General features: G+C 67.5%; 22 protein-coding genes. 13 read left to right on the forward strand and 9 right to left on the reverse strand.

What is annotated here, in order from left to right:
* Positions 1-37: 37 nt before the first annotated feature.
* The 4 genes from paaN to AC1DOX_RS18250 all read left to right on the forward strand — a co-directional run bounded on the left by paaN (position 38) and on the right by AC1DOX_RS18250 (position 5,222).
* Entirely contained in the window at positions 38-1,702 is a 1,665-nt protein-coding gene (paaN, locus tag AC1DOX_RS18235) for a phenylacetic acid degradation protein PaaN (protein ID WP_441619315.1), read from the forward strand.
* Positions 1,703-1,779: 77 nt separating this feature from the next.
* Positions 1,780-3,129, forward strand: a complete 1,350-nt coding sequence (paaK, locus tag AC1DOX_RS18240) for a phenylacetate--CoA ligase PaaK (RefSeq protein WP_441619317.1) — start codon at positions 1,780-1,782, stop codon at positions 3,127-3,129.
* 123 nt (positions 3,130-3,252) lie between these two features.
* Positions 3,253-3,561, forward strand: coding sequence for a DUF485 domain-containing protein (locus tag AC1DOX_RS18245; protein ID WP_441619319.1), 309 nt, complete (start codon positions 3,253-3,255; stop codon positions 3,559-3,561).
* Positions 3,558-5,222 carry a cation acetate symporter gene (locus AC1DOX_RS18250; protein ID WP_441619321.1) on the forward strand — a complete coding sequence of 555 codons (1,665 nt, stop codon included), beginning with the start codon at positions 3,558-3,560 and terminating at the stop codon, positions 5,220-5,222. Before AC1DOX_RS18245 ends, AC1DOX_RS18250 begins: the two co-directional genes overlap by 4 nt.
* A gap of 45 nt (positions 5,223-5,267) precedes the next feature.
* Here the strand turns inward: AC1DOX_RS18250 and AC1DOX_RS18255 are convergent, their stop codons facing one another.
* Complete coding sequence (locus tag AC1DOX_RS18255; RefSeq protein ID WP_441619323.1) at positions 5,268-5,570, reverse strand: 2Fe-2S iron-sulfur cluster-binding protein; 303 nt, start codon at positions 5,568-5,570, stop codon at positions 5,268-5,270.
* A gap of 1 nt (position 5,571) precedes the next feature.
* Positions 5,572-6,186, reverse strand: a complete 615-nt coding sequence (locus AC1DOX_RS18260) for an IMPACT family protein (RefSeq protein ID WP_441619325.1) — start codon at positions 6,184-6,186, stop codon at positions 5,572-5,574.
* Positions 6,187-6,434: 248 nt separating this feature from the next.
* On the opposite strand from AC1DOX_RS18260, the gene AC1DOX_RS18265 reads away from it, so the two are divergent.
* Together AC1DOX_RS18265 and AC1DOX_RS18270 are read left to right on the forward strand one after the other, a co-directional pair.
* A complete protein-coding gene (locus AC1DOX_RS18265) occupies positions 6,435-8,420 on the forward strand; it encodes a PhoX family protein (RefSeq protein ID WP_477114047.1) in 1,986 nt (661 codons plus the stop codon).
* A gap of 146 nt (positions 8,421-8,566) precedes the next feature.
* Positions 8,567-9,184, forward strand: coding sequence for a DUF938 domain-containing protein (locus AC1DOX_RS18270; RefSeq protein ID WP_441619329.1), 618 nt, complete (start codon positions 8,567-8,569; stop codon positions 9,182-9,184).
* A 48-nt stretch (positions 9,185-9,232) separates the two neighbouring features.
* On the opposite strand, the gene AC1DOX_RS18275 is transcribed toward AC1DOX_RS18270, so the two are convergent.
* Positions 9,233-10,180 carry a LysR family transcriptional regulator gene (locus AC1DOX_RS18275; protein WP_092141676.1) on the reverse strand — a complete coding sequence of 316 codons (948 nt, stop codon included), beginning with the start codon at positions 10,178-10,180 and terminating at the stop codon, positions 9,233-9,235.
* Between the two features lie 133 nt (positions 10,181-10,313).
* Between AC1DOX_RS18275 and gtdA the strand changes: the two genes are divergently transcribed.
* From gtdA to AC1DOX_RS18300, 5 genes are all read left to right on the forward strand, one after another.
* Positions 10,314-11,387 carry a gentisate 1,2-dioxygenase gene (gtdA, locus tag AC1DOX_RS18280; protein WP_441619331.1) on the forward strand — a complete coding sequence of 358 codons (1,074 nt, stop codon included), beginning with the start codon at positions 10,314-10,316 and terminating at the stop codon, positions 11,385-11,387.
* A 104-nt stretch (positions 11,388-11,491) separates the two neighbouring features.
* The gene (locus tag AC1DOX_RS18285; protein ID WP_441619333.1) at positions 11,492-12,190 is read left to right on the forward strand and encodes a fumarylacetoacetate hydrolase family protein; all 699 of its coding nucleotides are present in this window, start codon (positions 11,492-11,494) and stop codon (positions 12,188-12,190) included.
* 27 nt (positions 12,191-12,217) lie between these two features.
* Positions 12,218-12,859 (forward strand): maleylacetoacetate isomerase, encoded by a 642-nt coding sequence (gene maiA / locus AC1DOX_RS18290; protein WP_092141667.1) that lies wholly within the window; start codon positions 12,218-12,220, stop codon positions 12,857-12,859.
* A gap of 42 nt (positions 12,860-12,901) precedes the next feature.
* Positions 12,902-14,116: a 3-hydroxybenzoate 6-monooxygenase gene (locus AC1DOX_RS18295; protein ID WP_441619336.1), complete on the forward strand. Its 1,215-nt coding sequence runs from the start codon at positions 12,902-12,904 to the stop codon at positions 14,114-14,116.
* Positions 14,117-14,283: 167 nt separating this feature from the next.
* Positions 14,284-15,624: an MFS transporter gene (locus AC1DOX_RS18300; protein WP_441619338.1), complete on the forward strand. Its 1,341-nt coding sequence runs from the start codon at positions 14,284-14,286 to the stop codon at positions 15,622-15,624.
* A 94-nt stretch (positions 15,625-15,718) separates the two neighbouring features.
* Here AC1DOX_RS18300 and AC1DOX_RS18305 read toward each other — a convergent pair whose 3' ends face one another.
* The 6 genes from AC1DOX_RS18305 to AC1DOX_RS18330 all read right to left on the reverse strand — a co-directional run bounded on the left by AC1DOX_RS18305 (position 15,719) and on the right by AC1DOX_RS18330 (position 23,256).
* A complete protein-coding gene (locus AC1DOX_RS18305) occupies positions 15,719-16,483 on the reverse strand; it encodes a sulfite exporter TauE/SafE family protein (RefSeq protein ID WP_441619340.1) in 765 nt (254 codons plus the stop codon).
* Between the two features lie 98 nt (positions 16,484-16,581).
* A complete protein-coding gene (locus tag AC1DOX_RS18310; RefSeq protein WP_441619342.1) occupies positions 16,582-17,556 on the reverse strand; it encodes a tripartite tricarboxylate transporter substrate binding protein in 975 nt (324 codons plus the stop codon).
* Positions 17,557-17,679: 123 nt separating this feature from the next.
* On the reverse strand, positions 17,680-19,035 hold the full coding sequence (locus tag AC1DOX_RS18315; RefSeq protein WP_441619344.1) for an efflux transporter outer membrane subunit: 1,356 nt from the start codon (positions 19,033-19,035) through the stop codon (positions 17,680-17,682).
* Between the two features lie 167 nt (positions 19,036-19,202).
* Positions 19,203-20,351: an HlyD family secretion protein gene (locus AC1DOX_RS18320; RefSeq protein WP_441619346.1), complete on the reverse strand. Its 1,149-nt coding sequence runs from the start codon at positions 20,349-20,351 to the stop codon at positions 19,203-19,205.
* Positions 20,348-22,024: an MFS transporter gene (locus AC1DOX_RS18325; RefSeq protein WP_441619347.1), complete on the reverse strand. Its 1,677-nt coding sequence runs from the start codon at positions 22,022-22,024 to the stop codon at positions 20,348-20,350. Before AC1DOX_RS18325 ends, AC1DOX_RS18320 begins: the two co-directional genes overlap by 4 nt.
* Positions 22,025-22,281: 257 nt before the next feature.
* Positions 22,282-23,256 carry a LysR substrate-binding domain-containing protein gene (locus AC1DOX_RS18330; RefSeq protein WP_441619349.1) on the reverse strand — a complete coding sequence of 325 codons (975 nt, stop codon included), beginning with the start codon at positions 23,254-23,256 and terminating at the stop codon, positions 22,282-22,284.
* Between the two features lie 118 nt (positions 23,257-23,374).
* On the opposite strand from AC1DOX_RS18330, the gene AC1DOX_RS18335 reads away from it, so the two are divergent.
* Together AC1DOX_RS18335 and AC1DOX_RS18340 are read left to right on the forward strand one after the other, a co-directional pair.
* Entirely contained in the window at positions 23,375-24,547 is a 1,173-nt protein-coding gene (locus AC1DOX_RS18335) for a CaiB/BaiF CoA transferase family protein (RefSeq protein WP_441619351.1), read from the forward strand.
* A gap of 48 nt (positions 24,548-24,595) precedes the next feature.
* Positions 24,596-25,444, forward strand: coding sequence for an HpcH/HpaI aldolase/citrate lyase family protein (locus tag AC1DOX_RS18340; protein WP_441619436.1), 849 nt, complete (start codon positions 24,596-24,598; stop codon positions 25,442-25,444).
* The last annotated feature ends 231 nt before the right edge of the window (positions 25,445-25,675 follow it).

The raw sequence follows: 25,675 nt of genomic DNA on the forward strand, positions 1-25,675 counted from the left end.
AGACACCCAGAATTCAATTCGCCCCCCGGAGCAACTCGTGTCCCATCCCTTTTTCGAACGCCACCAGGCGCTGCTGGAACAAGCCACCCAAGCCATCGCCGAGCGCGGCTACTGGAGTCCCTTCCCGGAAATGCCAAGCCCCAGGGCCTATGGCGAAACGGCGAACGCCGATGGCAAGGCCGCCTTCGAGGCGCGGCTGAACCGGCCGTTCGCGCTGACCCAGCCAGGGGTTATCGGCCAGGCTGGCAAGGAAGTTTCGCCATACGGCCAGGAACTGAGCATCATCTATCCGAAGCCCGATCTCGACCAGCTCTTTGCCGGCGTGGCGGAGGGCATGCCCGCGTGGCGCAAGGCGGGTCCGGAAGCGTGGGTCGGCGTGTCGCTGGAAATCCTGCAGCGCTTGAACCGCCGCAGCTTCGAGATTGCCTATGCGGTCATGCACACCACGGGGCAGGCCTTCATGATGGCCTTCCAGGCCGGTGGCCCGCACGCGCAGGATCGCGGGCTGGAAGCCGTGGCCTACGCCTGGGACGAGATGCACCGGATTCCGAAGCGGGCCATCTGGGAAAAGCCGCAGGGCAAGAACGAACCGCTGCGCATGGAGAAGCGTTACACCGTGGTGCCGCGCGGCGTGGGCCTGGTCATCGGCTGCTGCACGTTCCCGACCTGGAATGGTTACCCGGGCCTGTTCGCCAGCCTCGCCACCGGCAACGCGGTGGTGGTCAAGCCGCACCCGGGCGCGATCCTGCCGCTGGCGATCACCGTGGAAGTGGCGCGCGAGGTGCTGCAGGAAGCGGGTTTCGATCCGAACCTGGTCACGCTCGTGGCCAATGATCCGACCGAACGCATGGCGTCGCAGCTAGCGCTGCGCCCCGAAGTACGCCTGATCGATTTCACCGGCAGCACCGCCAACGGTGACTGGCTGGAGCGCAATGCGCATCAGGCGCAGGTCTACACAGAGAAGGCCGGCGTCAATCAGATCGTCATCGACTCCACCAGCGACTTCAAGGGCATGGTGCGCAATATCGCGCTGTCGCTGTCGCTGTATTCGGGCCAAATGTGTACGGCGCCGCAGAATATCTACGTGCCGAAGGATGGCATCGATACGCCGGAAGGCCATCTGGGCTTCGACCAGGTTGCCGCCGCGATCGGCGAGGCGGTGACCCGACTCACGGGCGACCCGGCGAAGGCCGTCGAGCTGCTGGGGGCCATTCAGAACGATGGCGTGGTGGCACGCATCGAGGCGTCGCGCGCGCTGGGCGAGATCGTCGCCGACAGTCGCGTGCTGGAGCACCCGGAATTTCCCGGCGCGCGCATTCGCACGCCGCTGGTGTTGAAAGTGGATGCCAGCGACGAAGGCAAGATCATGCAGGAGTTGTTCGGCCCGATTTCCTTCGTGGTTGCCACTGACAGCACCGCTCACAGCATCGCGCTGGCCCATCGCGGCGCCAGGGATCACGGCGCGCTGACGCTGTCCGCCTACACCACCGACGCGGGCGTGACGGAGGCGATCCGTGATGCCGCCGAGGATGCGGGCGTGGCGCTGTCGCTGAACCTGACTAGCGGCGTGTTCGTTAACCAGTCGGCGGCGTTCAGCGACTTCCATGCCACCGGCGCCAACCCCGCGGCGAATGCCTCGCTGTCGGATGCCGCCTTCGTCGCCAACCGCTTCCGCGTGGTGCAAAGCCGCTCGCATATCTGATGTGTTGCCTGCAGCCGTAGTGCGCCCGTGCGTGCATGCCACGCATGCGGCGTAATCATAATGAGATGGAGTAGACAATGGTCCAACGTACCCCCACCCCCAACGAGCTGGAGCCGATCGAGCGCGCCAGCCGTGACGAATTGCAGGCCCTGCAGCTGCAGCGGCTGAAATGGAGCGTGGGCCATGCCTACGCCAACGTGCCGCACTACCGCAAGGCGTTCGACGCGGCAGGGGTGCATCCGGACGACCTGAAGTCGCTCGCCGACCTGTCGAAGTTCCCGTTCCTGACCAAGCAGACGTTGCGCGACAACTATCCCTTCGGCATGTTCGCGGTGCCGCGCGAGAAGGTGGCGCGTGTGCATGCGTCCAGCGGCACGACCGGCAAGCCGACCGTGGTCGGCTACACGGCGAAGGACATCGAGACCTGGGCCAGCGTGGTGGCACGCTCCATCCGCGCCGCCGGCGGCCGCCCCGGCGACCTGGTCCACGTCAGCTATGGCTACGGCCTGTTCACCGGCGGCCTGGGCGCTCACTACGGCGCGGAGAAGGCCGGTTGCACGGTGATCCCGATGTCCGGCGGCCAGACGGAGAAGCAGGTGCAGCTGATCCGCGAGTTCCAGCCTGACATCATCATGGTGACGCCGTCGTACATGCTGAACCTGATCGAGGAAATGGAACGGCAGGGCATGGACCCGACCGAGAGTTCGTTGAAGGTTGGCATTTTTGGCGCCGAGCCGTGGACCGATGCGATGCGGGCCGAGATCGAGGCGCGTGCGGGGATCGATGCGGTGGACATCTACGGCCTGTCGGAGGTGATGGGCCCGGGCGTGGCCAGCGAATGCGTCGAGAGCAAGGATGGCCCAGTGATCTGGGAAGACCACTTCTATGCCGAGATCATCGACCCGGTGACCGGCGAGGTATTGCCCGATGGCGAGGAAGGCGAGCTGGTATTCACCTCGTTGACCAAGGAGGCACTGCCTGTGATCCGCTACCGCACCCGTGACCTGACGCGCCTGCTGCCGCCGACCTCGCGGTCGATGCGGCGGCTCGGCAAGATCACCGGCCGCTCGGACGACATGCTGATCATCCGTGGCGTGAACGTATTTCCGTCGCAGATCGAGGAGCTGATCCTCAAGGTGCCTGCGCTGGCGCCGCAGTACCAGCTGGTGGTGACCCGCGACGGCCACCTGGACAAGCTGGAGGTGCGTGTCGAGGCGCGGCCCGAGCGCTCGGTCTCGCTGTCGGACGATGACCGTGCGGGGCTGGAGCGTGAGCTGAAGGAGCGGATCAAGACGTATGTGGGCGTGACGACGCGTGTGCAGGTGGTGCCCGCGGACGGTATCGAGCGCACGGTCGTCGGCAAGGCGCGGCGCGTGGTGGACATGCGCCCGAAAATCACGCACGAGCAGCCGGTCGGCGCCATCTGACGCACCGACTGACGCACCAATCAGCCCTCTCGCAAGCACAAGAGGGAACCATTCACCTTGATCCACTTGCGATGGCGGCCACCCAGAGCCGCCACGCCAGGCCCTGCGCCAAAGGAGACCATCATGGACGCGCGACAACTGGAATCCATCCAGAATCACCCCGATTTCATTCGGCTGACTAGCGGGCGGGCTCGCCTCGGCTGGTCGTTGACGGTGGCGATGCTGGCCATCTACTTCGGGTTCATCCTGCTGCTGGCATTCTCGCCGTCCACGCTCGGCACGCCGGTCGGATCAGGCGTGATGACGGTGGGCGTTCCCGTTGGGGTGGCAGTGATCTTCACGGCAGTGCTGCTGACCGCGATCTACGTGCACCGTGCCAATCGCGATCTCGACCCGCTCAACGAGCGCGTGCGCAAGGAGTGCAAAGCATGAACCCCGTACACCATCTGCTGTCCGCCGCTGTCCTGAGCCTCGCGGGCACTGCCGCCATGGCGGCGCCCGCCATCCAGGGCGACACCACGCCGCAACCATTGAACTGGAGCGCCATCGCGATGTTCCTGCTGTTCGTGGTCTTCACGCTCGGAATCACGCGATGGGCCGCACGGCGCACGCGTTCGGCGTCGGACTTCTATGCGGCCGGTGGCGGCCTCACCGGTTTCCAGAACGGGCTGGCGATTGCCGGCGACATGGTATCCGCGGCATCCTTCCTCGGTATTTCCGCGATGATGTTCGACAAGGGCTATGACGGGCTGATCTACGCGCTGGGCGTGGTGGCAGGATGGCCAATCATCCTCTTCATCGTCGCCGAACGGCTGCGCAACCTGGGCCGCTATACCTTCGCCGATGTGGTCTCGTACCGCCTGGCCCAGAAACCGGTGCGCATCACCGCTGCCTTCGGCACGCTGACCGTAGTCATCATGTACCTGGTGGCGCAAATGGTGGGCGCCGGCAAGCTGATCGAGCTGCTCTTTGGCACGAGTTACGAATCGGCCGTGGTCATTGTCGGCGTACTGATGGTGCTTTACGTCATGTTCGGCGGCATGCTGGCCACCACCTGGGTGCAGATCATCAAGGCGGTGCTGCTGCTGGGTGGCGTCACCTTCATGGCGGTGATGGTGCTGGCCCATTTCGGCTATAGCCCGGAAGCCATGTTCGCGGGGGCGGCGAAGGTGCACGAGAAAGGACTGGCGATCCTGTCCCCAGGCGGGCTGGTGTCCAATCCAATCGATGCGATTTCGCTCGGCGTGGGCATGATTTTCGGCACGGCCGGCCTGCCACATATCCTGATGCGCTTCTTCACCGTGGCAAACGCGAAGGAAGCGCGCAAGTCCGTGCTTTATGCCACCGGCTTCATCGGTTACTTCTACGTGTTGATCCTGGTGGTGGGCTTCGGCGCGATCGTGATGGTAGGGGCAGATACGGCCTATCGCGACGCGGCCGGAAAGATCATTGGCGGCAGCAACATGGTGGCAGTGCACCTGGCGCATGCGATCGGCGGGAATCTTTTCTTCGGCTTCATCTCGGCGGTGGCGTTCGCGACCATCCTGGCCGTGGTGGCCGGGCTGGCCCTCTCGGGGGCATCGGCGGTCTCCCACGACCTGTACGCCAACGTGTTTCGCAGCGGCCAGGCCAGCGAGAAGGACGAGATCCGCGTCTCCAAGGCTGCCACGCTGGTCATCGGGCTGCTGGCGATGGTGCTGGGCGTGATGTTCGAGAAGCAGAACATCGCCTTCCTGTCCGGGTTGGTGCTTGCGATTGCGGCCTCGGTCAATTTCCCGGTGCTGTTCCTGTCGATGTTCTGGAAGGGGCTGACCACGCGCGGCGCGGTGGCGGGCAGCCTGGCCGGGCTGGTGTCGGCAGTGGCGCTGCTGGTGCTCGGCCCAACCGTCTGGGTGGGGATCCTGCATCATGGCAAGGCGATCTTCCCCTATGCCAATCCGGCGCTGTTCTCGATGACCCTGGCCTTCGCCTGCGCCTGGCTGGTATCGGCACTGGACCGATCCGCGCAGGCGCGCGCCGAACGCCTGCGCTACGGTGCGCAGTTCGTGCGGGCGATGACCGGCATTGGCGCGGCCGGGGCCAGCCAGCACTAGCCGTTCAGGATGGGGTGGTGGTTGTCCGGGTCTGGCCGGCTGACTTCAGGGCATGCCCACCGGTTCGAACGTGACGTCGCTGGTCGGGCAGGCCACGCAGGGCAGGATAAAGCCGTCGTCCTTCTCGTCGGGGCTCAGGCCGGGCCATTCGATCCGGTAGCGTACGCTGCCCGCGTGGAGCTTGCTGATGCAGGCGCGGCAGGTGCCGTTGCGGCAGGAGCTTGGCAGGCGTACGCCTTCGAGCAGCGCGGCTTCGAGCAGGCTCAGCGACGCCGGCGCGGCAAAGCACGTCTCGCCGGGCAGGATGCGGGCGCGGTACGCCGTGTCGTCATCGTGCGGATCGGCCATCTCAGGTCTCCGCGTCGGGGGCGTCGGGAAACTGCGCGCGGCCATGCGTGGCGTCGCGCAGCGTGTCGATGGCCTGCGCGCGCAGCGTGGCCGGCAGCCGGATCACCAGCCGGGCCAGCGCATCGTAGTGCGTGTCGGCCAGCGTGCAGCCTTCGCCCGCCGACTGGTCCAGCCAGCGGCGCACGCGGGGCTCGTCGGCGTAGTCGACATCGACGGTCAGCGTGGCATAGGTGATCCGCTCCACGCGTTCGGCATCTTTCAGCGCGCCGGCGATGGCATCGGTATAGGCGCGCACCAGTCCACCCGCGCCCAGCTTGATGCCGCCGTAGTAGCGCACCACCGCGGCCAGCACCCCGTCCAGATCGTGATGGCGCAGCACCTCCAGGATCGGGCGCCCGGCGGTGCCGGAGGGCTCGCCGTCGTCCGACATGCCCGACTGGCCGCCCGCCAGCAGGGCCCAGCATACGTGCGTGGCGGTGGGGTGTTGCGCACGCAGGTCCTGGACGACGGCCATGGCCGCATCGCGATCCGGCACCGGCACGGCCAGCGCGATGAAGCGGCTCTTGCGGATTTCGATGTCGGCGTGGACGGGAGCGGCGAGGGTATAAGTGGGCAAGGCGGCAAAATTGGGCAAAAACGCGCGGCGCGGGCGGCGCCGGCGGCACCGTTCGGTCAAAGCTGGCGGTGCAGGAGGGCGAGTGTAGCGCAGCCCGGCGCCCCAGCCGGGGTCCGGGCTTTGTGACACCCCGGAGTTTGTCAACTTGCTGTCACACAAGTGGCTTATGCTCGGCGTCGCCCCGGGTTCTCGCCCCGCTAGCCGGGCCTGCCTGCTGGTCCACAACAACCCCAATTTCTGATCGTGCCATGACCGATACGCCTGTTGCCGCCCGTCGCCGGGCTTTGAAGATCCTTGGTGGCGCACCGATGCTACCGCTTGGTACGGCCGCCGCAGGGCTGCTGGGCGGGATGGGGGCGATGGAGGCAGCACTGGCCGCCGCGCCCCGGCGCAAGGCGGGCGCCACATTCGCCTCGGCCGCCTTCAACGGCATGCCCGCTCCCGGGCTCGATACCCCGGCGGCGATGGCGACCACCACGGTCGGATCTTCGCTCAGGGTGTCCTACACCGATGGCAGCGCCCAGGACTTCACGCTGGCGTACCAGCCATTCTTCGTCACGGGCGACATGCTGCCGGACGCCAAGGGCCAGCCGGTGCTGGCAGGCGGGTACTACGACGTCCGCAACCAGCCGATCATGGATACCTCGGTGCCCGGCCGCGCACGTCATTTCTTTTCCGATGGACCGGACGGCAGCTCGCTGCTGACGCTGCCGCGCGCACGCGTGCCGGGCGTCAAGGGCAACACCGTCTTCGCGGTCGTGCAGTTCGAGTACACGACGCGCAACCAGGCCAACGCGGAGATGCACGGCATGCTGCCGTCCCCGATCGCCGTCATCACGCTGGATCAAAACCCGAAGACTGGCAAGCTGACGCCGGTGCGCTATCACAACGTGGATACCTCCGGCGTGAACGGGCTGTGGATCACGTGCGGCGCCAGCCTGTCGCCGTGGAATACGCACCTGTCCAGCGAGGAATACGAGCCGGACGCCACGCGTGCCGCCACCGACAAGAAGCTGCGCGGCTGCAGCCAGAACCTGTATGGTGACCCCGATCGCGCCAACCCGTATCACTATGGCCACCTGCCGGAGGTCACCGTGCATCCGGACGGCACCGGATCGATCCGCAAGCACTACTGCCTCGGCCGCATTTCGCATGAACTCGTGCAGGTCATGCCGGACGAGCGCACCGTGCTGATGGGCGACGACGCCACCAACGGCGGCCTGTTCCTGTACATCGCCGACAAGCCGCGCGACCTCTCCAGCGGCAGGCTCTACGTGGGCCGGTGGCACCAGACGTCGGGCACCGGCCCGGGCGCGGCCACGCTGTCGTGGATTCCGTTGGGCAGCGCCAGCAGCGCCGAGATCCGCAAGCTCGTGGACGGCGGCATCAAGGTGGCCGACATCATGGACGTCAAGTGGTCCGATCCGGAAGACGGCAGCTACACGCGCGTGCTCTTTGACGGCAAGCCGAACTGGGTGAAGGTGATGCCCGGCCAGGAAAAGGCGGCGGCCTTCCTGGAGACGCACCGCTACGCGGCGCTGGCTGGCGGCAGCCTGGGCTTTACCAAGATGGAAGGCACCACGGTCAATATCGCGGACAAGAAGGCGTATTCGGCCATCTCGCGCATCGAGACCAGCATGCTGGCGGGCAACGCGGCCAATGCCGGCCATATCCGCGTGGAAGGCCCGTATTCGGGCGCGGTGTACGAGCTGAACCTGCGCGGTGGCCAGTCGGACCAGGCCGGCGCGCGCATCGAGAGCGAGTGGGTGCCCATCGACATGGCGCCGGTGCCGGCGCTGGTGTCGGAGGATCTGGGCGGCGGGCCGAGGAAGGCGCAGGACGCGCTCGGCAACTTCGCCAACCCGGACAAGGTGGCGACGCCGGATAACCTGAAGTTCTCCGAGGCGCTGCGCACGCTGTTTATCGGCGAGGACAGCAACACGCACGTGAACAACTTCCTGTGGGCGTACAACGTCGACACGAAGGTGCTGTCGCGCGTGCTCTCTTGCCCGGCCGGCGCGGAATCCACCGGCCTGCATGCGGTGGACGAGATTCACGGATGGACCTACATCATGAGCAACTTCCAGCATCCGGGCGACTGGGAAGCGGGGCTGCATGACAAGGTCAAGCCGACACTCGATCCGTTGATCCGGGCCAACTACAAGGACCGCTTCGGCGCGGCCGTGGGCTACCTGACGGCCACGCCGTCGAGCATTCGTCTGTCGAAGGGCTGACCGGCGCGGGCCCGCCGCGCCATCTGTGCAGATGCGGCGGGCCTGCTACCCTTGTGGGCGACGCGGCCCGGATGCCGCCATCCGGGCAGCCAATCCGGGGCGCCAATTTGTGCCACCATTCCGGGTTGCATTTCACAGGAGCCCCCATGACCAGCCCGTCCCCCGATCCCTCCGCACGCCGCATGGCACCTGCCACCGATCGTAATCGCGAGGCGATCCTTGCGGTCCTGCGTGATGTGCTGCCGGCGTCCGGCACCGTGCTGGAGATCGCCAGCGGCACCGGCCAGCACGCGGTCCATTTCGCTGGTGCGCTGCCCGGCGTGACATGGCAACCGAGCGATCCGGACGCGACCTCGCGCGAGTCGATCGCCGCGTGGACCGCCCATGCCGGCGTGTCGAACGTCCTGCCGCCGTTGGCAATCGACGTATGCGCCGAGCCGTGGGGGATCGACCGCGTGGCGGCCATGGTCTGCATCAACATGGTCCACATTTCGCCGTGGGCGGCTACCGAGGCGCTGTTCGCCGGCGCCGGCAAGCGGCTCGGGCCGGGCGGGGTGCTTTACCTCTACGGGCCGTATCGCCGCAACGGCGCGCATACGGCGCCGAGCAACGAGGCGTTCGACACGCAACTACGCGCGGCCGATGCGGAATGGGGGGTGCGGGATATGGAGGCGGTCATCGCGCTGGGGGCCGCGCAGGGCATGACGTGCGACGCGCCCGTGGCGATGCCGGCCAACAATTTCAGCCTGGTGTTCCGGAAGTAGACGACGGAAGTAGACGACGGAAGTAGACAATGAGAGGGCGCGTGCGGGTCAGGTGGCCCCAAGCGGCGCCACGTCCTCGACGGGCGCCCGCTCCGCCGCGCGCCGCAGGCAGTCCAGCATCGTCGCCACCGCGGCGCGCTTGATCCCGTCATCGCGCCAGTACATCGACACCGAACCAAAGCCCGCCAGTCGAAGCGGCACGATCTTCAGCGCGCCCAGCTCCTCCAGCCGTCGCGCGGTCCGGTGCGAGGCCAGGCCGATCATGTCGCTGTTGTTCAGCAGCGTGAGATTCAGCACGGTCGAGTTGCTTTCCACGATATCGGCCGGTAGCGACTGTTCCGCGCTGGCCAGCGCCCCTTCCAGGGCATTGCGGATCGGCGTGCCGCGCGGCCAGACCACCCAGCGATACGCGCGCAGGTCCTGCCACGTGACGTCGCCGCGCGTCGCCAGCGGATGCCGTGGCCGGGCGACAAAGTGGATCGGCTCCATGTAGAGCGATTCGGCCCGGATCTGCGGGTCCTGCAACTCCGGCGCGGAGCGGCCGACCACGATGTCGATCTCGCTGCGCGCGAGCTGGCTCATCAGCCGGTCCATGGTCGTCTCCACCAGCCGTACCTGCGCGCGCGGCTGGCGCTGCAACAGGTGGAGCACCGCCAGCGGCACGGTATCGGCGGACGACGCCCCCGAGGTGCCCACCACCACCAGCCCGCTGCCGCCATCGCGCATGGCCTGCAGGTCGTCGCGCGCGCTGTCTAGCTGGGCTTCGATCCGGCGCGCATGCTCGATTAGCGATTCGCCATACGGCGTCGGCCGCAGGCCGCGCGCCTGGCGCTCGAACAGCGGCAGGCCGATATCGTCCTCGAGATCCTTGAGCCACTTCGACAGCCCCGGCTGCGTCGTATTGAGCAGCGTGGCCGACTGGCTCATGTTGCCGGTCTCCGCCAGGCTCAACAGCATCTGAAGATTGCGCAGCCTGAGCCGCTGGGTCCAGTCCATTGCGTTCCACCTATACCGTGAAAGATATACATAAGATCAAAACTTCATTTCAAATCTTATAGGGCGCGGCGTATAAATCCAATCAACAGTTCGCTGCCTCAAAACGGCATCGACAAAAAGTAACGGAGACAGCATGTCGAATACCGCCACTGCCCGCGTCGTCGAAGGTGTGGAGATCGCACCGGATCGCGTCGCCTACTACCAGCGCATCGGCCGCAGCCACATGACCCCGCTCTGGGAGTCCCTGCACGCGCTGGTGCCGCGCGAGCCCCGGCCGCAGATCGTGCCGGCCATCTGGAAGTACGAGCAGGTGCGCCCGCTGGTCATGCAGGCCGGCAGCGTGATCAGCGCGGAAGAAGCCGTGCGCCGCGTGCTGGTGCTGGAAAACCCCGGCATTCCCGGCAAGTCCAGCATCACCTCCACGCTCTACGCCGGCCTGCAGCTGATCCTGCCGGGCGAAGTGGCGCCAAGCCATCGCCATACGCAATCCGCGTTGCGCTTTATCGTGGAAGGCAAGGGCGCCTGGACCGCCGTCAACGGCGAGCGCACCACCATGCATCCCGGCGATTTCATCATCACGCCGTCGTGGACGTGGCATGACCACGGCAATCCGTCGGCGGACGAAGGCGGCGAGCCGGTGATCTGGCTCGATGGCCTGGACATTCCGCTGGTGCAGCAGTTCGACGCCGGGTTTGCCGAAAACTACCCGGAAGCCCAGCAGCCCGTCACGCGCCCCGAGGGCGACAGCCTGGCGCGCTTCGGCCACAACATGGTGCCCGTGCGGCATCGCGTGACCGATCCCACCTCGCCGATCTTCTCGTATCCCTATGCGCGGTCGCGCGAAGCGCTCGACCAGCTCTACCGCAATGGCGAGCTCGATCCGTGGGATGGCGTGAAGCTGCGCTATGTGAACCCCGCCACAGGCGGCTGGCCGATGCCGACCATCGCCACGTTCATGCAGTACCTGCCCGCAGGCTTCCAGGGAAAGACCTATCGCAGCACCGATGCCACCGTCTACAGCGTGGTGGAAGGCCGCGGCACCGTGCGCATCGGCGACGAGCAGTTCCAGTTCGAGCCGCGCGATGTCTTCGTCGCGCCGTCCTGGGCCCCGGTGCAGCTTGCCGCCGTCGATGACGCGGTGCTGTTCAGCTACTCGGACCGCCCGGTGTTGTCGGCGCTGAACCTGCTGCGCGAAGCGCGCACCTGATCCGCAACACCCCGGCCCTTAATCCATTTCAAAACCGTTGCCACGACGTGCCCCCGGGCACCGTCGCAGCCCCCGCTCACCCTTTCGATTCACGAGACCCGACCATGTCCTACGTCTTTCCCCCGCCCGCTACCGTTGCCATCCCCGTCGTCGGCAGCGATGACACCTTCGCCGTGCGCCGCGTGTACTGCGTAGGCCGCAATTACGCCGCCCATGCCCGCGAAATGGGCTTCGATCCGGATCGCGAGCCGCCGTTCTTCTTCTGCAAGCCGGCCGACGCCATCGTGCCAGTGCCGTACGGCAAGACGCTGGAGCTTCCGTATCCGACCCAGACGCAGAACTATCACTACGAGGCTGAGCTCGTGGCGGTGATCGGCAAGGGCGGCTCGGACATCGCCGTGGACGACGCGCTGTCGCACGTCTGGGGCTACGCCACCGGCCTGGACATGACCCGTCGCGACTTGCAGATGAAGATGCGCGAAATGGGCCGGCCGTGGGAAATCGGCAAGGCGTTCGATGCCTCCGCGCCGGTCGCGCCGATCCACCGCGCCAGCGAGATCGGCCACCCGCAGGACGCCGCCGTCTGGCTGACCGTGAACGGCGAGACGAAGCAGCGCAGCAACGTATCGCACCTGATCTGGTCGGTGGCGGAAACCGTGGCGTACCTCTCGCAGTTCTTCCGCCTGGAACCGGGCGATGTGATCTTCACCGGCACCCCGGAAGGCGTGGGCGCGGTCAAGCGTGGCGACACCATGGTGACTGGCGTCGATGGGCTCGGCGAACTCAAGGTCGCAGTCATCTGAGTCGCAACGAGGGAAGGCGAACGCATCATGCAGCTCTATAGTTTCTTCAACAGTTCCACGTCCTACCGCGTGCGCATTGCGCTGGCGCTGAAGGGCCTGCCGTACGACTACCTGCCCGTGAACATTCGCAAGGGGCAGCACCACGAGGCGGAGTACGTCGAGGGCATCAACCCGTCCGCCACCGTGCCCGCGCTGGTGGATGGCGATTTCCGGCTGGGCCAGTCGCTGGCGATCATCGACTACCTTGATGCGCGCCATCCGGTGCCGCGCCTGATTCCGCTGGAGACCGAGTTGCGCGCCCGGGTGCTGGAACTGACGAGCGTGGTGAGTTGCGATATGCACCCGGTCAACAACCTGCGCATCCTGCGCTACCTGGAGGATGTGCTGAAGGTGACGCCCGAGCAGAAGTCCGCCTGGTATCGGCACTGGATCGACGAGGGCATGGCGGCCGTGGAGCGACTGCTGGCGCGCCACGGCCGTGGCCGCTGGTGCTTCGGCGACGCGCCGACGCTGGCCGACGTCGCCCTGGTGCCGCAGGTGGCCAACGCCCTGCGCATGGGTTGCGACCTGGAGAAATTTGAACGGGCCATGGCTGTGTACACGCATGCCAGCGTGCATCCCGCGTTTGCCCAGGCGGCCCCGGGCCGCCAACCCGATTTCACGGCCTGACGGCTGTTTTCGAACAAGGTCGTAGCAGGCCAGGAGACAACGATGAAACCCTCTACCAACACCTCGCGCAAGGTCCTGATCGTCGGCGGCGGCATCGGCGGGCTGGCCGCGGCGCTGGCCCTCGCACGCAAGGGCGTGCGGGTCGAACTGCTGGAGCAGGCCGAGAAGATCGGCGAAATCGGCGCCGGCATCCAGTTGGCGGCCAACGCCTTTGCGGCACTCGACGCGCTGGGCGTAGGCGAGGCGGCCCGTGGCCGCGCCGTCTTCACGGATTACCTGAACCTGCGCGATGCCATCGACGCCAGCGACATCGCGCGCGTCGACGTGGGCGCTGCCTATCGCGAGCGTTTCGGCAATCCGTACGCGGTGATCCATCGCGCCGACATTCACCTGTCGATCCTGGAAGCTGTGCAGGATCACCCGCTGATCACGTTCCGTACGGCCACGCAGGTGCATGCGCTGCATCAGGACGACAACGGCGTGACGGTGATCGACCAGCGCGGCGAGCGGCATACCGCTGACGCGGTGATCGGCTGCGATGGCGTGAAATCCGCGATCCGTCATGCGCTGATCGGCGACGAGCCGCGCGTGACCGGCCACGTGGTGTATCGCGCGGTGGTCGATGTCGGCAACATGCCCGAGGATCTGCAAGTCAACGCGCCGGTGGTGTGGGCCGGCCCGCATTGCCATCTGGTGCATTACCCGCTGCGCGGCGGCCAGCAGTACAACCTCGTCGTCACCTTCCACAGCCGCGAGCAGGAAACATGGGGGGTGCGCGATGGCAGCAAGGAGGAAGTGCTGTCGTACTTCGAAGGCATCCATCCGCTGCCACACCAGATGCTGGACCGCCCGACGTCGTGGAAGCGCTGGGCCACGGCCGACCGCGATCCCGTGGAGCGCTGGAGCTTTGGCCGCGCCACGATCCTCGGCGATGCCGCGCACCCGATGACGCAATACGTCGCGCAGGGCGCCTGCCAGGCGCTGGAAGATGCGGTGACGCTGGGTGCCGCCGTGGAAGCGACCGATGGCGACTTCGTCGAGGCCTTCAGGCTGTATGAGCAGGCCCGCATCCCACGCACCGCGCGCGTGCTGTACGCCGCCCGCGACATGGGCCGGGTCTATCACGCGAAAGGCGTGGACCGCTTCGTGCGCAACACGCTCTGGACCGGCCGCACGCAAGCGCAGTTCTACGACGCGCTGCAGTGGCTGCATGGCTGGCGCGCCGAACGCGCCTTGAGCCAGACGCCTTGGCTATGAGGCACCGGGGGCACACCCGGGCCGCGTAGGGGCCGAATAAGGGCTGCATCCGCACCCATCCGGACCGCATTCCGAATCAAGCCGTACTTCCGGCAAGCCAGGCGAGCCATCGACATCGCCGGCTGCCGTTCGCTCGCCCATTCACTGGCAACCACGGAGGAGACACCATGCCTGCCAGCCAACCGCTCAACGTTACCGCTTTCATTGACCGTCAGCCGCTATCGGCGTTTCAGGTCACGATCGTCGTGCTCTGCTTTCTGATCGTCGCCATCGACGGGTTCGATACGGCCGCCATCGGCTTTATCGCGCCGGCAATCCGTGCCGACTGGCAGCTCTCGCCCGCCCACCTTGCGCCACTGTTTGGCGCGGGACTCGCCGGGCTGATGGCGGGCGCGTTCCTGTTTGGTCCGCTGGCCGACCGCTACGGCCGCAAGCGCATCCTCATCTTCTCCGTGCTGTTCTTCGGGGTGGCGAGTTTGGCGTCGGCATGGTCCGGCGAGCTGTGGGAGCTGATCGCGCTGCGCTTTCTCACGGGCTTGGGGCTCGGCGGCGCCATGCCGAACACCATCACGCTGACCTCCGAGTTCTGTCCGGAGAAGCGCCGGTCATTCCTGGTCACGACGATGTTCTGCGGCTTCACGCTCGGGTCTGCTCTGGGCGGGCTGGCATCGGCGGGGCTGATCGAGGCCTATGGCTGGCGATCGGTGCTGGTGGTCGGCGGCGTGCTGCCGCTGGTGCTGGCGGTTGCGCTCGTCAGGCTGCTGCCGGAATCGGTGCGCTACCTGGTGATGACGGGCGCCGAGCCGGCGCGCGTGGTGGCCACGCTCCAGCGCATCGCACCCACGGCCGACCTGCGCGGCGCCACGTTCACCGTATCCGAACGCCCGGTCGGATCGCCGGCGCGGCACCTGTTCAAGCCGGAACTGCTGCGCGGCACGCTGCTGTTCTGGCTGACATTCTTCATGAGCCTGCTGGTGATCTACCTGCTGTCCAGCTGGCTGCCCACGTTCCTGCGCAGCACCGGCATGTCGTTGCGCACCGCCGCGCTGGTGACGACGATGTTCCAGGTGGGCGGCACCGTCGGTGCCATCGCACTGGGCTGGCTGATGGACCGCTTCAATCCGCGCTTTGTGCTGGCGGGCAGCTATGCGCTGGCGGGCGTGTTCATCGCCGCCATCGGCAACCTGGCCGATGCGCCGGTTGCCGCCGGCGTGGCGGTGTTCCTGGCGGGCTTCTGCATCTCGGGTTCGCAAGTGGGCGCCAATGCGCTGAGCGCCGGCTTCTATCCGACCGATTGCCGCGCCACCGGCGTCAGCTGGGCCAATGGCGTGGGCCGCATGGGCTCCGTCGTGGGATCGGTGGGCGGCGCGACGATGATGTCGATGGGGCTTGGCATGCCGACGCTGTTCGCGCTGGTAGGCATCCCGGCCTTGATCGCGGGCGCGACCATGTTGTCCTTCGGCCTGATGCACAGCATGACCGCGCGCAAGCAACTCGTAGCGGGGTAGGGGCGTCTCGCGCGGCGAGTCCGGCCGGGTGCCGGCAGCCGCGTGCCGTGGCAGAGGGGGGAGCTTTGAGCCTTGAGTCTTCAGCCGCCAGTTGCTAGCCGCGCACCAGCATCACGATGGCCGTCGCGATCAGGCAGAGCGCAAACGCCGCGCGCAGCCGGCGCTCCGGCATGCGGTGCGCCAGCGCCACGCCCCAGGAGATCGTCAGCATGCCGCCAAGAGACAGCGGAATGCCGCTGTACCAGTCGACGTGACCGGCCTGCGCGTAGGTGGAAAGCGCGACGACGGCGCCGGGCGTTACCAGCGCCAGGGCCAGGCCCTGCGCCACGGCCTGCCGCATGCCGAACAGGCCGACCAGCGCCGGTGCGGCCACGACGCCGCCGCCCACGCTGAAGAATCCCGAGAACGCACCGCCCACGGCGCCCAGCGCCGGAATCCAGCGCGATGAGAGCCGTGCCTGCGGTTGCGTTGCCGCGCGTCCGGGCAGCAGGCGCCAGAGGAAGTAAAGGGCCAGGCCGATCATGAACACCGCGAAGATCCGGCGCAGCAGCTGGGCGTCGAGGGAAGTGGCCAGACGGGCCGAGGCGTAGGTGGCCAGCACGGCGGAAAGACCCAGGACGATGGCCGTCCTGAGTTCGATATTCGCGCGCTTGCGGTATTGCCAGAAGCCGATCACCACATTGGGCGCGATCATCACGAGCGAGGTGCCCTGCGCCAGTTGCTGGTCCATGCCGTAGAGCAGGCCCAGCGCGGGGATGGCGATCAGGCCGCCGCCGATGCCAAAGAGCCCGCCCACGCCGCCGAGCACCCCCCCGAGTCCAAAGATGAGCAGGGCGGACAGCAACGTATGGTCAGGCATGGTCGAACGGGGATTTCAGGCGTGTCGGAGGCGTCCGCGATGATACGCGGACATGGCGCAGACATTCGGGAAATCCCTGGCCGGGTGTCGGTCTCGGCTCAATCCACTTGCGCGCCCGAGGCCTTGACGATCTTGCCCCACTTGTCGATATCGCTCTTGAGCATGCCGGCAAACTGCTGCGGCGTGCCGGTCAGCACCTCGGCGCCCTGTGCGGCCAGCTTGTCGCGCAATGCCTTGTCGGCCAGCGCGGCTTGCAGCGTGGTGGCCAGCTTCTGCGTCACGTCCTTCGGTGTGCCGCGCACCGCAAACAGGCCGACCCACAGATCGCCGCTATAACCGGGCACGGTCTCGCCGATCGCCGGGATGTCCGGTGCGAACGGGGAGCGCTTGGCGGAACTCACGCCCAGCGCGCGTACCTTGCCCGCCTTGATGTGGGCCAGCACGGACGGCAGGCTCGCGAATGCCATCGGCACCTGGTTGCCCAACACGTCATTGAGTGCCGGGGCCACGCCCTTGTACGGCACATGCTCCAGCTTGATGCCCGCCATGCTGTTCAGCATCTCGCCCAACAGGTGATTCAGCGTGCCGTTGCCGGCCGACGCATAGCGGTAGAAATCCGGCTTGGCCTTGGCCAGCGCGATCAGCTCGGCCATCGACTTGGCCGGGAAGGCCGGGTTGACCACCAGCACGTTGGGCACGCTGGCCACCGGGGCGATCGGATCGAAATCCTTGACGGGATCGAACGGGATCTGGCGATACAGCGACGGGTTGATGGCCTGCGTGCTGCTGATCGTCATCAGCAGCGTGTAGCCGTCCGGCGTGGCGCGCGCCGCGGTCTGCGTGCCGATGTTGCCGCCGGCTCCCGGGCGGTTTTCCACCACGACCTGCTGTCCCAGCCGCTGCGACAGGTCCGCCGCCACCAGGCGCGCGACGATGTCGTTGGTGCCGCCGGGTGCCTGCGGCACGATCATCTGGATGGGCTTGGATGGATAGGTGTCGGCGTGCGCGGCGCCGGTTGCGGCGAGCGCGAAGGCCGTGGCAAGGCCTGCCAGGGCGCGGTGGGTGCGAAGCATGTGGTCTCCTGTAGCGGGCGATTGTCGGGGCCCGGTCATCGGGCTTGCCCATGCTGGCGCCCACTCTAGCCGAGCCGGCCCGGCAGGAGAAATTCAATCGCCGACTACGGCCATAAGCAATTCTTATTGCCGCCAGCCGCCTCCCATCGCCTGGTAGAGCGCCACGCTGGCATTGAGGCGGTCCGCGTGGGCGGAGATCAGGCTCAGTTCGGCGTTGAACAGCTGGCGCTGGGCGTCGAGCTGTTCCAGGTAGGGCGAATAGCCGGCGCGGTAGCGATTGGTGGCGTGCCGCAACGCGGCGGCCAGCGCGTCGCGCTGCTGTTGCAGCCGCTGTTCCTGCTCTCCCAGCTTCTGCACGGCGGCAAGGTTGTCGTTGACCTCGCGAAAGGCCGTCAGCGCCACGCGCCGGTAAGCGAAGGCGGCCTCGTCGCGCCGTGCCGCGGCGGCATCGGCACCCGCCACGATCCGCCCGCCCTCGAAGATTGGCGCCAGCACGCTGCCGCCGATCGACCAGATTCGGATCGGATTGGCCAGGCCGGTGACGTAGACCAGTCCGCCCGCTGCCGACAAGGGAATGCGGGGCAGGTAGGCCTTGCGCGCTGCGGAAAGGCTGGCGTCGGTGGCCGCGAGGTTGTATTCCGCCTGCGCGATGTCCGGGCGGCGGCGCAGCAGGTCCGATGGCAGTCCTTCCGGTACGGCGGGCTGCTGCAGCGATTGCAAGGTCCGCCCCCGCGCGATGGCGCCGGCGTCCGGCTTGCCGATCAGGACGCCGAGTGCGTTTTCCTGCCGCGCGACGGCCAGTTCGGCCTGCGGCACGGCCTGTGCCGTCGATTCGTACTCGGCGCGGGCCTGCTCGTATTCGAGTTGGGAGGTATAGCCGGCCCGCGCGCGGTCCCGCGCCAGCCGCAACGCATCGGCGCGCGACAGCAGCGTCTGCCTGACGACTTCCAGCTGGGCATCGAGCGCGCGCAGCGTGATATAGCCGCGCGCCGTGGCTGCGGCCACGGACAGGATCGTGGTGTCGCGCGCGGCCTTGCTGGCCAGCGCGTTGGCGCGGGCCGCGCCAACGGCATCGCGGATGCGGCCGAACAGGTCCACCTCGTAGGAGGCCTCCAGCGTCAGCTGCCCCGTGTTGAGCGCGACGGCCTGCCCGAAGGCATTGATCGCCCGCGCGCGATTGCCGCTGCCCGTGAAATCCAGCGTGGGAAACAGGTCTGCACGGGCGGCGCGTGCCTGGGCGTCGGCTTCGCGCACCCGGGCGGCGGCGATGGCGATGTCGTCGTTGTATTCCAGCGCCTCGGCCACGAGCGCGGCCAGTTCGGGGTCGCCGTAGGTCTGCCACCAGTCGCGCTCGATGGCGGCGGTCGGCCCCACGTCCACGCGCCATGCCACCGGCGGCGTGACGCTGGCCTCATCGGGCACGGGCGGCCGCGGGCCCATGCAGCCGGCGAGCCACCCCGCCAGCAAAATCGTTGGCAATGCCGTCGGCAATCGGGCCAATCGGGCCAGAAAGCGGGTCGCCAGACTGGTCGCCGATGGGGTTGCAGATATGCGCGCCGATGGGATTGCCAATGCGGTTGCCGGCTGCGTTCGCGATCCACGCGGCATCTCGCCCGGCGGCGGGAACGGGCGGCTGCTCCCTCGCGTCATCGCGCACGCGGCTTGCCGCCGCTGGTATCGACTTCCGCCTGCACCGACATGCCGGGCCGCAGCCGTTCCGCCAGCGGTTGCCCGGGGTCAATGGAGATCCGTACCGAGATCCGCTGCGCGACCTTGACGAAGTTTCCGGTGGCGTTGTCCGCCACGATCACGGCGAACTCGGAGCCTGCCGCCGGTGCCAGGCGTTCGACGTGGCCACTCAGTCGCGCGTTGTCCAGCCCATCCACCCGGAAGTGGGCCGGCTGCCCCGGCGCCATGTGGGACGTCTGGGCTTCCTTGAAGTTGGCGATGACCCACAACTGGGCTGGCACCAGGAACATCAGTTGCGTGCCGGAGGTGACGTACTGCCCCAGCCGCGCGCCGATCTGGCTCAGCCGTCCGGCCTGCGGGGCCACCACGACCGTATTCGACAGATCGATTTCCGCCAGTTCCAGCACCGCGCGCGCCTGTTCCACCGCTGCCTTCAGCCCGGCGCGGCCCACCAGCACCGACTGCACGTCCTGCCGGGCAATCTCGATGGCGGCGCGCGCCTGCTCGACGGCGGCTTCCGCCTGACGCAGCGCCGCGCGGGTCTGGTCGCGCTCGCGCAGCGAGACCGAGCCATCGGCCACCAGCTCATCCACGCGTTTCATGTCGGCCTGCGCACGCGAGAGCTGTGCCCGGGCATTGTCGATGTTGGCCTGCTGGGACACCACGGTGGCCTCGCGCGCACGCTGCGTCTGCTCGGAGTTGTTCAGGTTGGCGATCTGCGTATTGAGCGACGCGCGCGCCTGCTCCACGCGCTGGCGATAGATGCGGTCGTCGATGCGCAGCAGCACCTGACCGGCCTTGGCTACCTCGAAGTCATGCACGGGCACCTCGGTCACGTAGCCGCTGACCTGCGGGCTGATGATCGTGGTCTGGCCGCGCACGTAGGCGTTGTCGGTGCTCTGGAGGGCCGGCGTGAAGGGCGGCAGGCCCCAGGCGTAGAGGATAATGAGCACGCTGACCACGGCCAGCACGATGATCAGGATGGTCAGCCGCAGCGTCCCCTTCGGCGGCGCCCAGCCCTTGGGCGAGACCGCGACCTCCACGGGGTCCTTCATCCGTTCTGACGCGGCCGGAGCGGGCGACGGGCGGTCCTGCTGGTCTGTCACGATGCGCTCTCCTTTGCCTTCTCCTTCTCGTCTGGTGCGGCAGGCGGGGACTTCTCCGGCACATGGCCCGGTATGACATTGGCCAGGTAAAGCCCCAGCAGGACGACGAAGGTGACGGTGGCCAGGACGCCGATCAGCAGGAACACGTCATTGAAGGCCAGCACATTGGCTTCGCGCGTCACCTGCTGGGCCAGCGCTGTCAGCGCTTCCGCCTGGCGCAGCGTCGGATCGCCGACCCAGCGGCCGTAGACGTTGCCCAGCAGCCGGAGGCGCTCGGCATCCACGGGATCGGACAGGACGATGCTCTGCACCAGCGCGTGCGAATGGAATTTCTCCCGATAGGTCTGGAAGGTGCCGAGCAAGGCCGACCCCGCCAGCCCGCCCAGGGATTGCGTGATGCTGAACAGGGCCGAAAAGCTCACGTAGTGGCTCATGCCGCGCTGGATGGCGACGGAAATGCCGATCAGCAGCGACGGCCCCAGGAAGAAGACGGCGGCAAACGCGATCAGCGACTGCGTGAAATACATGTTGTACGGTCGCGTGAGGTTGGTGGAGCCGGCATCGATGAACGCGCCGATGGCGATCAGGACCAGCGAAATGCGGATCGGCCGTCCGAGGTTCTTCGGGTTCACGGTCAGCGCACTGGTGACGATGCCGGCCACGGTGGCCAGCGACACGACGATGTAGAGCGAGATGAGCTGGTCGTTGCCCATGCCGAGCGAGGTCAGCAGGCCCACCGCGCCATAAGGCTGCTCGGACAGCAGCATGCGCACGGCGGTGGCCACCACGGCAAAGCGGATCATGGCGGCGCTGCCCAGCCAGCGCGTGTTGAGCAGCGGATTCACGCGGTTGTGCTCGATCCACAGCGCGGCCGAGATCAGCACCACCGCGCCGCACAAGGCATAGCCCAGCCACGGCGCTTCCGTCCACCAGAGGATGCGGCCCTCGCCCAGCACCGCGCACAGCAGCGCCATGCCCGGCGCGAACAGCGCGAAGGTCACGAAGTCGAGAGGCTCGAAGGCCTTGAGGCGCTCGTTCGGCGGCAGGCGCAGGAGTGCCACGGCCACGATGGAAAGCAGCGCGAGTCCGAGTTCGAACTGGTACATCGTCTGCCAGTTGCCGCCTTCCAGCATGGTCGTGGAAAACGTACGCGCCAGCGGGGTGGCCAGCTGCGGCACGCCAAAGCCGATGACGACGGCGCGCATCCGGTGCCTGGCCGGCAACGCCTGGATGATGTAGTACAGCGCCAGCGTGGCCAGGCCGCTGGCGGCGACGCCGTTGGCGGCGCGGGCCAGCAAGGCGGTGGTGAAGGAATGGGTGAACAGGTGGGCGGCGGTGGTCGCCGCGTAGCCGACCAGGAAGAGGCCGGTGAAGTGCTGCAGACCGTACTGCTGCCGGAACTTGATCAGCAACATCGACATGCATACGTTGGTCATCACGTACACCGTCGACAACCACGCGGCCTCGTCGCTGTACAGGCCGAACACACCCTGGATGTTGTTGAGGTTGGCCACGACCAGCGCGTTGCCGAAACCGCCGGTCAGGCCAATCAGCACGCCCACGCAGAAGTACGCGATGCGCCGCGGCGTCGGGTGCTCGGGCGTGGCCGGAGACCCCGGCAGCATCGGCCGTTCGTGAGGCTTGAACTCGTAGTTGGCCGGGGCAGTCGCCATGGCGCGCGAGGATTCAACGAAGGCTGGCGGCGGGCGCCGGTGGGGGCGGAAACAGCGTTGACTGACAGCTACGTGGTACGGCCAGATGCTGAGGGCGATAATGCGTGCGCCGAAGCCGCCATGTCAAGGCGAAGCCCCCTGCGGGCCGCCGGGCGGCGTACCCGGCATATGGAGGCCTGACATACCGGGTACTGACATGCGGTCGTCTGACATACCGTTGTCACGGCGGTCATCTGTCGCCGGTCACTTGCCCGCGGTCACTTGCTTATTGCCGGGGGCGCCAGCGATCCGCCCAAAGCGATGCGATCCGCGACGATCTCGCGCAGGATCTCGGCCACCGCCTCGGCCGCGTTGGAGCGTGGCAGGGCGCGGGGCCAGCACAGGGACAGCGTGCGCCGCAGCTCGGGCAGGATGCGCCGCCGCGCCACCGCGGCATCGCCTTCGCCCAGCGAGGATTCCGGCAGGATCGTGCAGGCCAGACCTTCGCGTGCGGCGGACAGCAGGAATGGCAGCGAATCGAGGTCCGCCACCACGTTCAGCGCGATGCCGGCCTTGGCAAAGCTGCGCTCCACGACTTCGCGCAGGCCCTGCGAGCCGCTCGGCAGCACCAGTGGCACGCCGTCGAGCGCCTTGAGTGCGATGGTGGCCAGCGCCGCTGAAGCCGCCGAAGCCAGGTCACCACCGGCCGCGCGCCTGCCCGGCTTCGGTGCCGGCCCGGGTGGCGTGCCAATCAGGTACAGCGGCTCGCTGGCTAGCGGTTCGGGCTCCACGGCGCGTGACGGCGTATCGCGGAACAGGATGGCGAAGTCGAGCCGGTTCTGGTTCAGCAGCTCGGAGATATAGCCGCTCATGCTCTCGAACAACTGCAGCCGCACCTGCGGGTAGCGCTGCCGCACGCTGCGCACCAGCGCCATGCCAAAGGCCGCCGCCGCCGTGGTCGGCAGGCCGATGGCCACCGTGCCGGACACCTCCGCGCCGGCTACGCGCACATCGGCGCCGGCAATCTCCACCTGCCGCAGGATGTTGCGCACGTGACGGTAAAGCGTCTTGCCGGCCTCCGTGGGCCGCACGCCCTTGGCGCCCCGGTGCACCAGTGGCAAGCCGAATTCCTCCTCCAGGGCGGCCAGTTGCTGGCTCAGCGCGGGCTGGGCCACGCAGACGACCTCGGCGGCACGGGTCAGGCTGCCGTGGTCGACGATCGCCACGAAATATCGCATTGCTCGGATGTCCATCGGGTCTCCCTGGGCCAAGGGTATTGATTCTACTTATGGAGCCTTCCGCAATCCCTATTTCACAGGGTCCGGGCTGGCAGGTAGATTGGCGGCATTGCGCAACCGACCCCGCCCCGCCATGTCCCGTCCCCTCGAAGGCATTACCGTCGTCTCCCTCGAACAGGCCATTGCCGCGCCGTTCTGCACGCGCCAGCTGGCCGACCTGGGTGCCCGCGTCATCAAGATCGAACGTCCCGGCCCCGGCGACTTTGCGCGGGCCTACGATTCCCGCGTGCGCGGGCTGTCCTCGCACTTCGTCTGGACCAACCGCTCCAAGGAAAGCCTGACGCTGGACGTCAAGGCGCCCGCCGCCGGGCCGGTGATGGAAGGGCTGCTGGCCCGCGCCGATGTGCTGGTGCAGAACCTGGCGCCGGGTGCGGCGGCCAGGCTGGGGCTGGACTACGAGACGCTTTCCGCACGTTATCCGCGCCTGATCGTTTGTGATATCTCGGGCTACGGCGGCGATGGCCCTTATCGCGACAAGAAGGCCTACGACCTGCTGGTGCAGAGCGAATCGGGCTTCGTGTCGGTGACCGGCACGTCCGACGAGGGCGTCAAGGCGGGCGCTTCCGTGGCCGATATCGCCGCCGGCATGTACGCGTATTCCAACGTGCTGGCCGCGCTGATCGAACGCGGCCAGACCGGGCGCGGCAAGCGCATCGACGTATCGATGCTGGAGTCGATGGTCGAGTGGATGGGATTCCCGATGTATTACGCGTTCGACGGCGCGGAGCCGCCGCCGCGCGCCGGTGCCGCGCACGCCACGATCTATCCCTACGGACCGTTCCCGACTGGCGACGGCAAGACGGTGATGCTGGGCCTGCAGAACGAGCGCGAGTGGGCCATCTTCTGCAAGGTGGTGCTGGAGGAACCCGATCTGGCCAGCCATGCGGCGTTTGCCACCAACAGCCTGCGCAGCGCCAACCGGGCGCAGCTGCGCGAGCGGATTGTGGAGGCGTTCTCGCGCATGACGGCGGAGCAGGTGGTGCAGCGGCTGGAGGATGCCCGGATCGCCAATGCGCGGGTCAACACCATGGCCGACGTCTGGCAGCATCCTCAACTGGCCGCGCGGGCGCGCTGGCGCTCCGTGGCATCGCCGGCGGGCGACATTCCGGCGCTGCTGCCGCCGGGCGTGACCGATGCACGCATGGACCCGGTCCCCGCCGTGGGCCAGCATACCGATGCGATCCTGGCCGAGCTGGGCTGCGCCGCCGAGCAGGTGGCCCGGCTGCACGCCGATGGCGTGGTCTGAGGGGAGGCGCCGCCGATGACCACCACCACCACGACCACCACGATCGCCATGACTGCCACCGCCACTGCCACCACCGCCCGCCCGCCGCGCAGCTACCTGTTTGTGCCGGCCACCCGGCCCGACCGGATCGGCAAGGCGATTGCCGCCGGCGCCGATGCCGTGATTGTCGACTTCGAGGACGCCGTGGCGCCGGATGCCAAGTCCGAAGCACGTGCGGGACTCGCCGCACCGTGGCGCGGCTTGCTCGCGGAGGCCGACGCCGTGGGCGTGGCATTGCTGGTGCGCATCAACGGCGCCGATACGGCGTACTTCGCGGACGACCTCGCGTGGTGTCGCGACCAGGCCGTCGCCGCGCTGGTGTTGCCCAAGGCGGACGCCGGATCGGTCGCCGCGCTGCAGGCCACGCTGCCCGATGTGCGTTGCCATGCGCTGCTCGAGACCGCTGCCGGCTTTGCCGACCTGCCGGATCTGGCGCGCACGCGCGGTATCGCGCGATTGCTGTTTGGCAGCATCGACCTGATGTTCGACCTCGATGTGGCCGACGATGGCGAGCCCTTGCATTACTTCCGCAGCCAGCTGGTGGCGCACTCCCGGGCGGCCGGGCTGCCCGCGCCGGTCGACGGGGTGTGCACGGCGATCGGCGATGCGCAAGCGCTGGCGGCGGATACCTCCCGCGCCCGGCGCTTCGGGTTTGGCGCCAAGCTGCTGATCCATCCAAATCAGGTGGCGGGCGTACACGCTGGCCTGGCGCCCGCCCCGGAGGAGCTGGCATGGGCCACGCGCGTGGTCGAGCAAGCCGCCGCCGCGCAGGGGGCGGCCATCGCCGTGGATGGAAAGATGGTCGATCGACCGGTGCTGGAGCGTGCCCAGCGGATCGTCGCCGCCCGGCAGCCATGAGAGACGAACCGCAACCCTCGCCACGCCCCGTTCGGGGCCGCATTTTGATAGCGCCTTTAGGCCGCGCCGGGTAATCCGGGTGTAAATATGCCCAGCCAATCGGTGTTTTCCCTGAACGCTGCTTTTCCCTGCTATTCCCGAGATTTATCGACAGGATGAAAGGCGTTTGTAATGAGATTGGGTTTGAATGCGCTCGGGAGATCGTGCGCAGTCATCAGGCGAACATAAATT

It is taken from the genome of Cupriavidus sp. 01L415, from assembly GCF_056400065.1.

Bases quoted from the DNA above. Each gene is read 5' to 3' on its own strand.
- AC1DOX_RS18340 (WP_441619436.1), top strand. From the start codon at position 24,596: ATGACTGCCACCGCCACTGCCACCACCGCCCGCCCGCCGCGCAGCTAC.
- AC1DOX_RS18310 (WP_441619342.1), bottom strand. From the start codon at position 17,556: ATGCTTCGCACCCACCGCGCCCTGGCAGGCCTTGCCACGGCCTTCGCG.
- gtdA (WP_441619331.1), top strand. From the start codon at position 10,314: ATGTCGAATACCGCCACTGCCCGCGTCGTCGAAGGTGTGGAGATCGCA.
- AC1DOX_RS18275 (WP_092141676.1), bottom strand. From the start codon at position 10,180: ATGGACTGGACCCAGCGGCTCAGGCTGCGCAATCTTCAGATGCTGTTG.
- AC1DOX_RS18330 (WP_441619349.1), bottom strand. From the start codon at position 23,256: ATGGACATCCGAGCAATGCGATATTTCGTGGCGATCGTCGACCACGGC.
- AC1DOX_RS18255 (WP_441619323.1), bottom strand. From the start codon at position 5,570: ATGGCCGATCCGCACGATGACGACACGGCGTACCGCGCCCGCATCCTG.
- AC1DOX_RS18295 (WP_441619336.1), top strand. From the start codon at position 12,902: ATGAAACCCTCTACCAACACCTCGCGCAAGGTCCTGATCGTCGGCGGC.
- AC1DOX_RS18285 (WP_441619333.1), top strand. From the start codon at position 11,492: ATGTCCTACGTCTTTCCCCCGCCCGCTACCGTTGCCATCCCCGTCGTC.
- AC1DOX_RS18270 (WP_441619329.1), top strand. From the start codon at position 8,567: ATGACCAGCCCGTCCCCCGATCCCTCCGCACGCCGCATGGCACCTGCC.
- AC1DOX_RS18325 (WP_441619347.1), bottom strand. From the start codon at position 22,024: ATGGCGACTGCCCCGGCCAACTACGAGTTCAAGCCTCACGAACGGCCG.
- AC1DOX_RS18250 (WP_441619321.1), top strand. From the start codon at position 3,558: ATGAACCCCGTACACCATCTGCTGTCCGCCGCTGTCCTGAGCCTCGCG.
- AC1DOX_RS18265 (WP_477114047.1), top strand. From the start codon at position 6,435: ATGACCGATACGCCTGTTGCCGCCCGTCGCCGGGCTTTGAAGATCCTT.
- AC1DOX_RS18245 (WP_441619319.1), top strand. From the start codon at position 3,253: ATGGACGCGCGACAACTGGAATCCATCCAGAATCACCCCGATTTCATT.
- AC1DOX_RS18335 (WP_441619351.1), top strand. From the start codon at position 23,375: ATGTCCCGTCCCCTCGAAGGCATTACCGTCGTCTCCCTCGAACAGGCC.
- AC1DOX_RS18300 (WP_441619338.1), top strand. From the start codon at position 14,284: ATGCCTGCCAGCCAACCGCTCAACGTTACCGCTTTCATTGACCGTCAG.
- AC1DOX_RS18305 (WP_441619340.1), bottom strand. From the start codon at position 16,483: ATGCCTGACCATACGTTGCTGTCCGCCCTGCTCATCTTTGGACTCGGG.
- paaK (WP_441619317.1), top strand. From the start codon at position 1,780: ATGGTCCAACGTACCCCCACCCCCAACGAGCTGGAGCCGATCGAGCGC.
- maiA (WP_092141667.1), top strand. From the start codon at position 12,218: ATGCAGCTCTATAGTTTCTTCAACAGTTCCACGTCCTACCGCGTGCGC.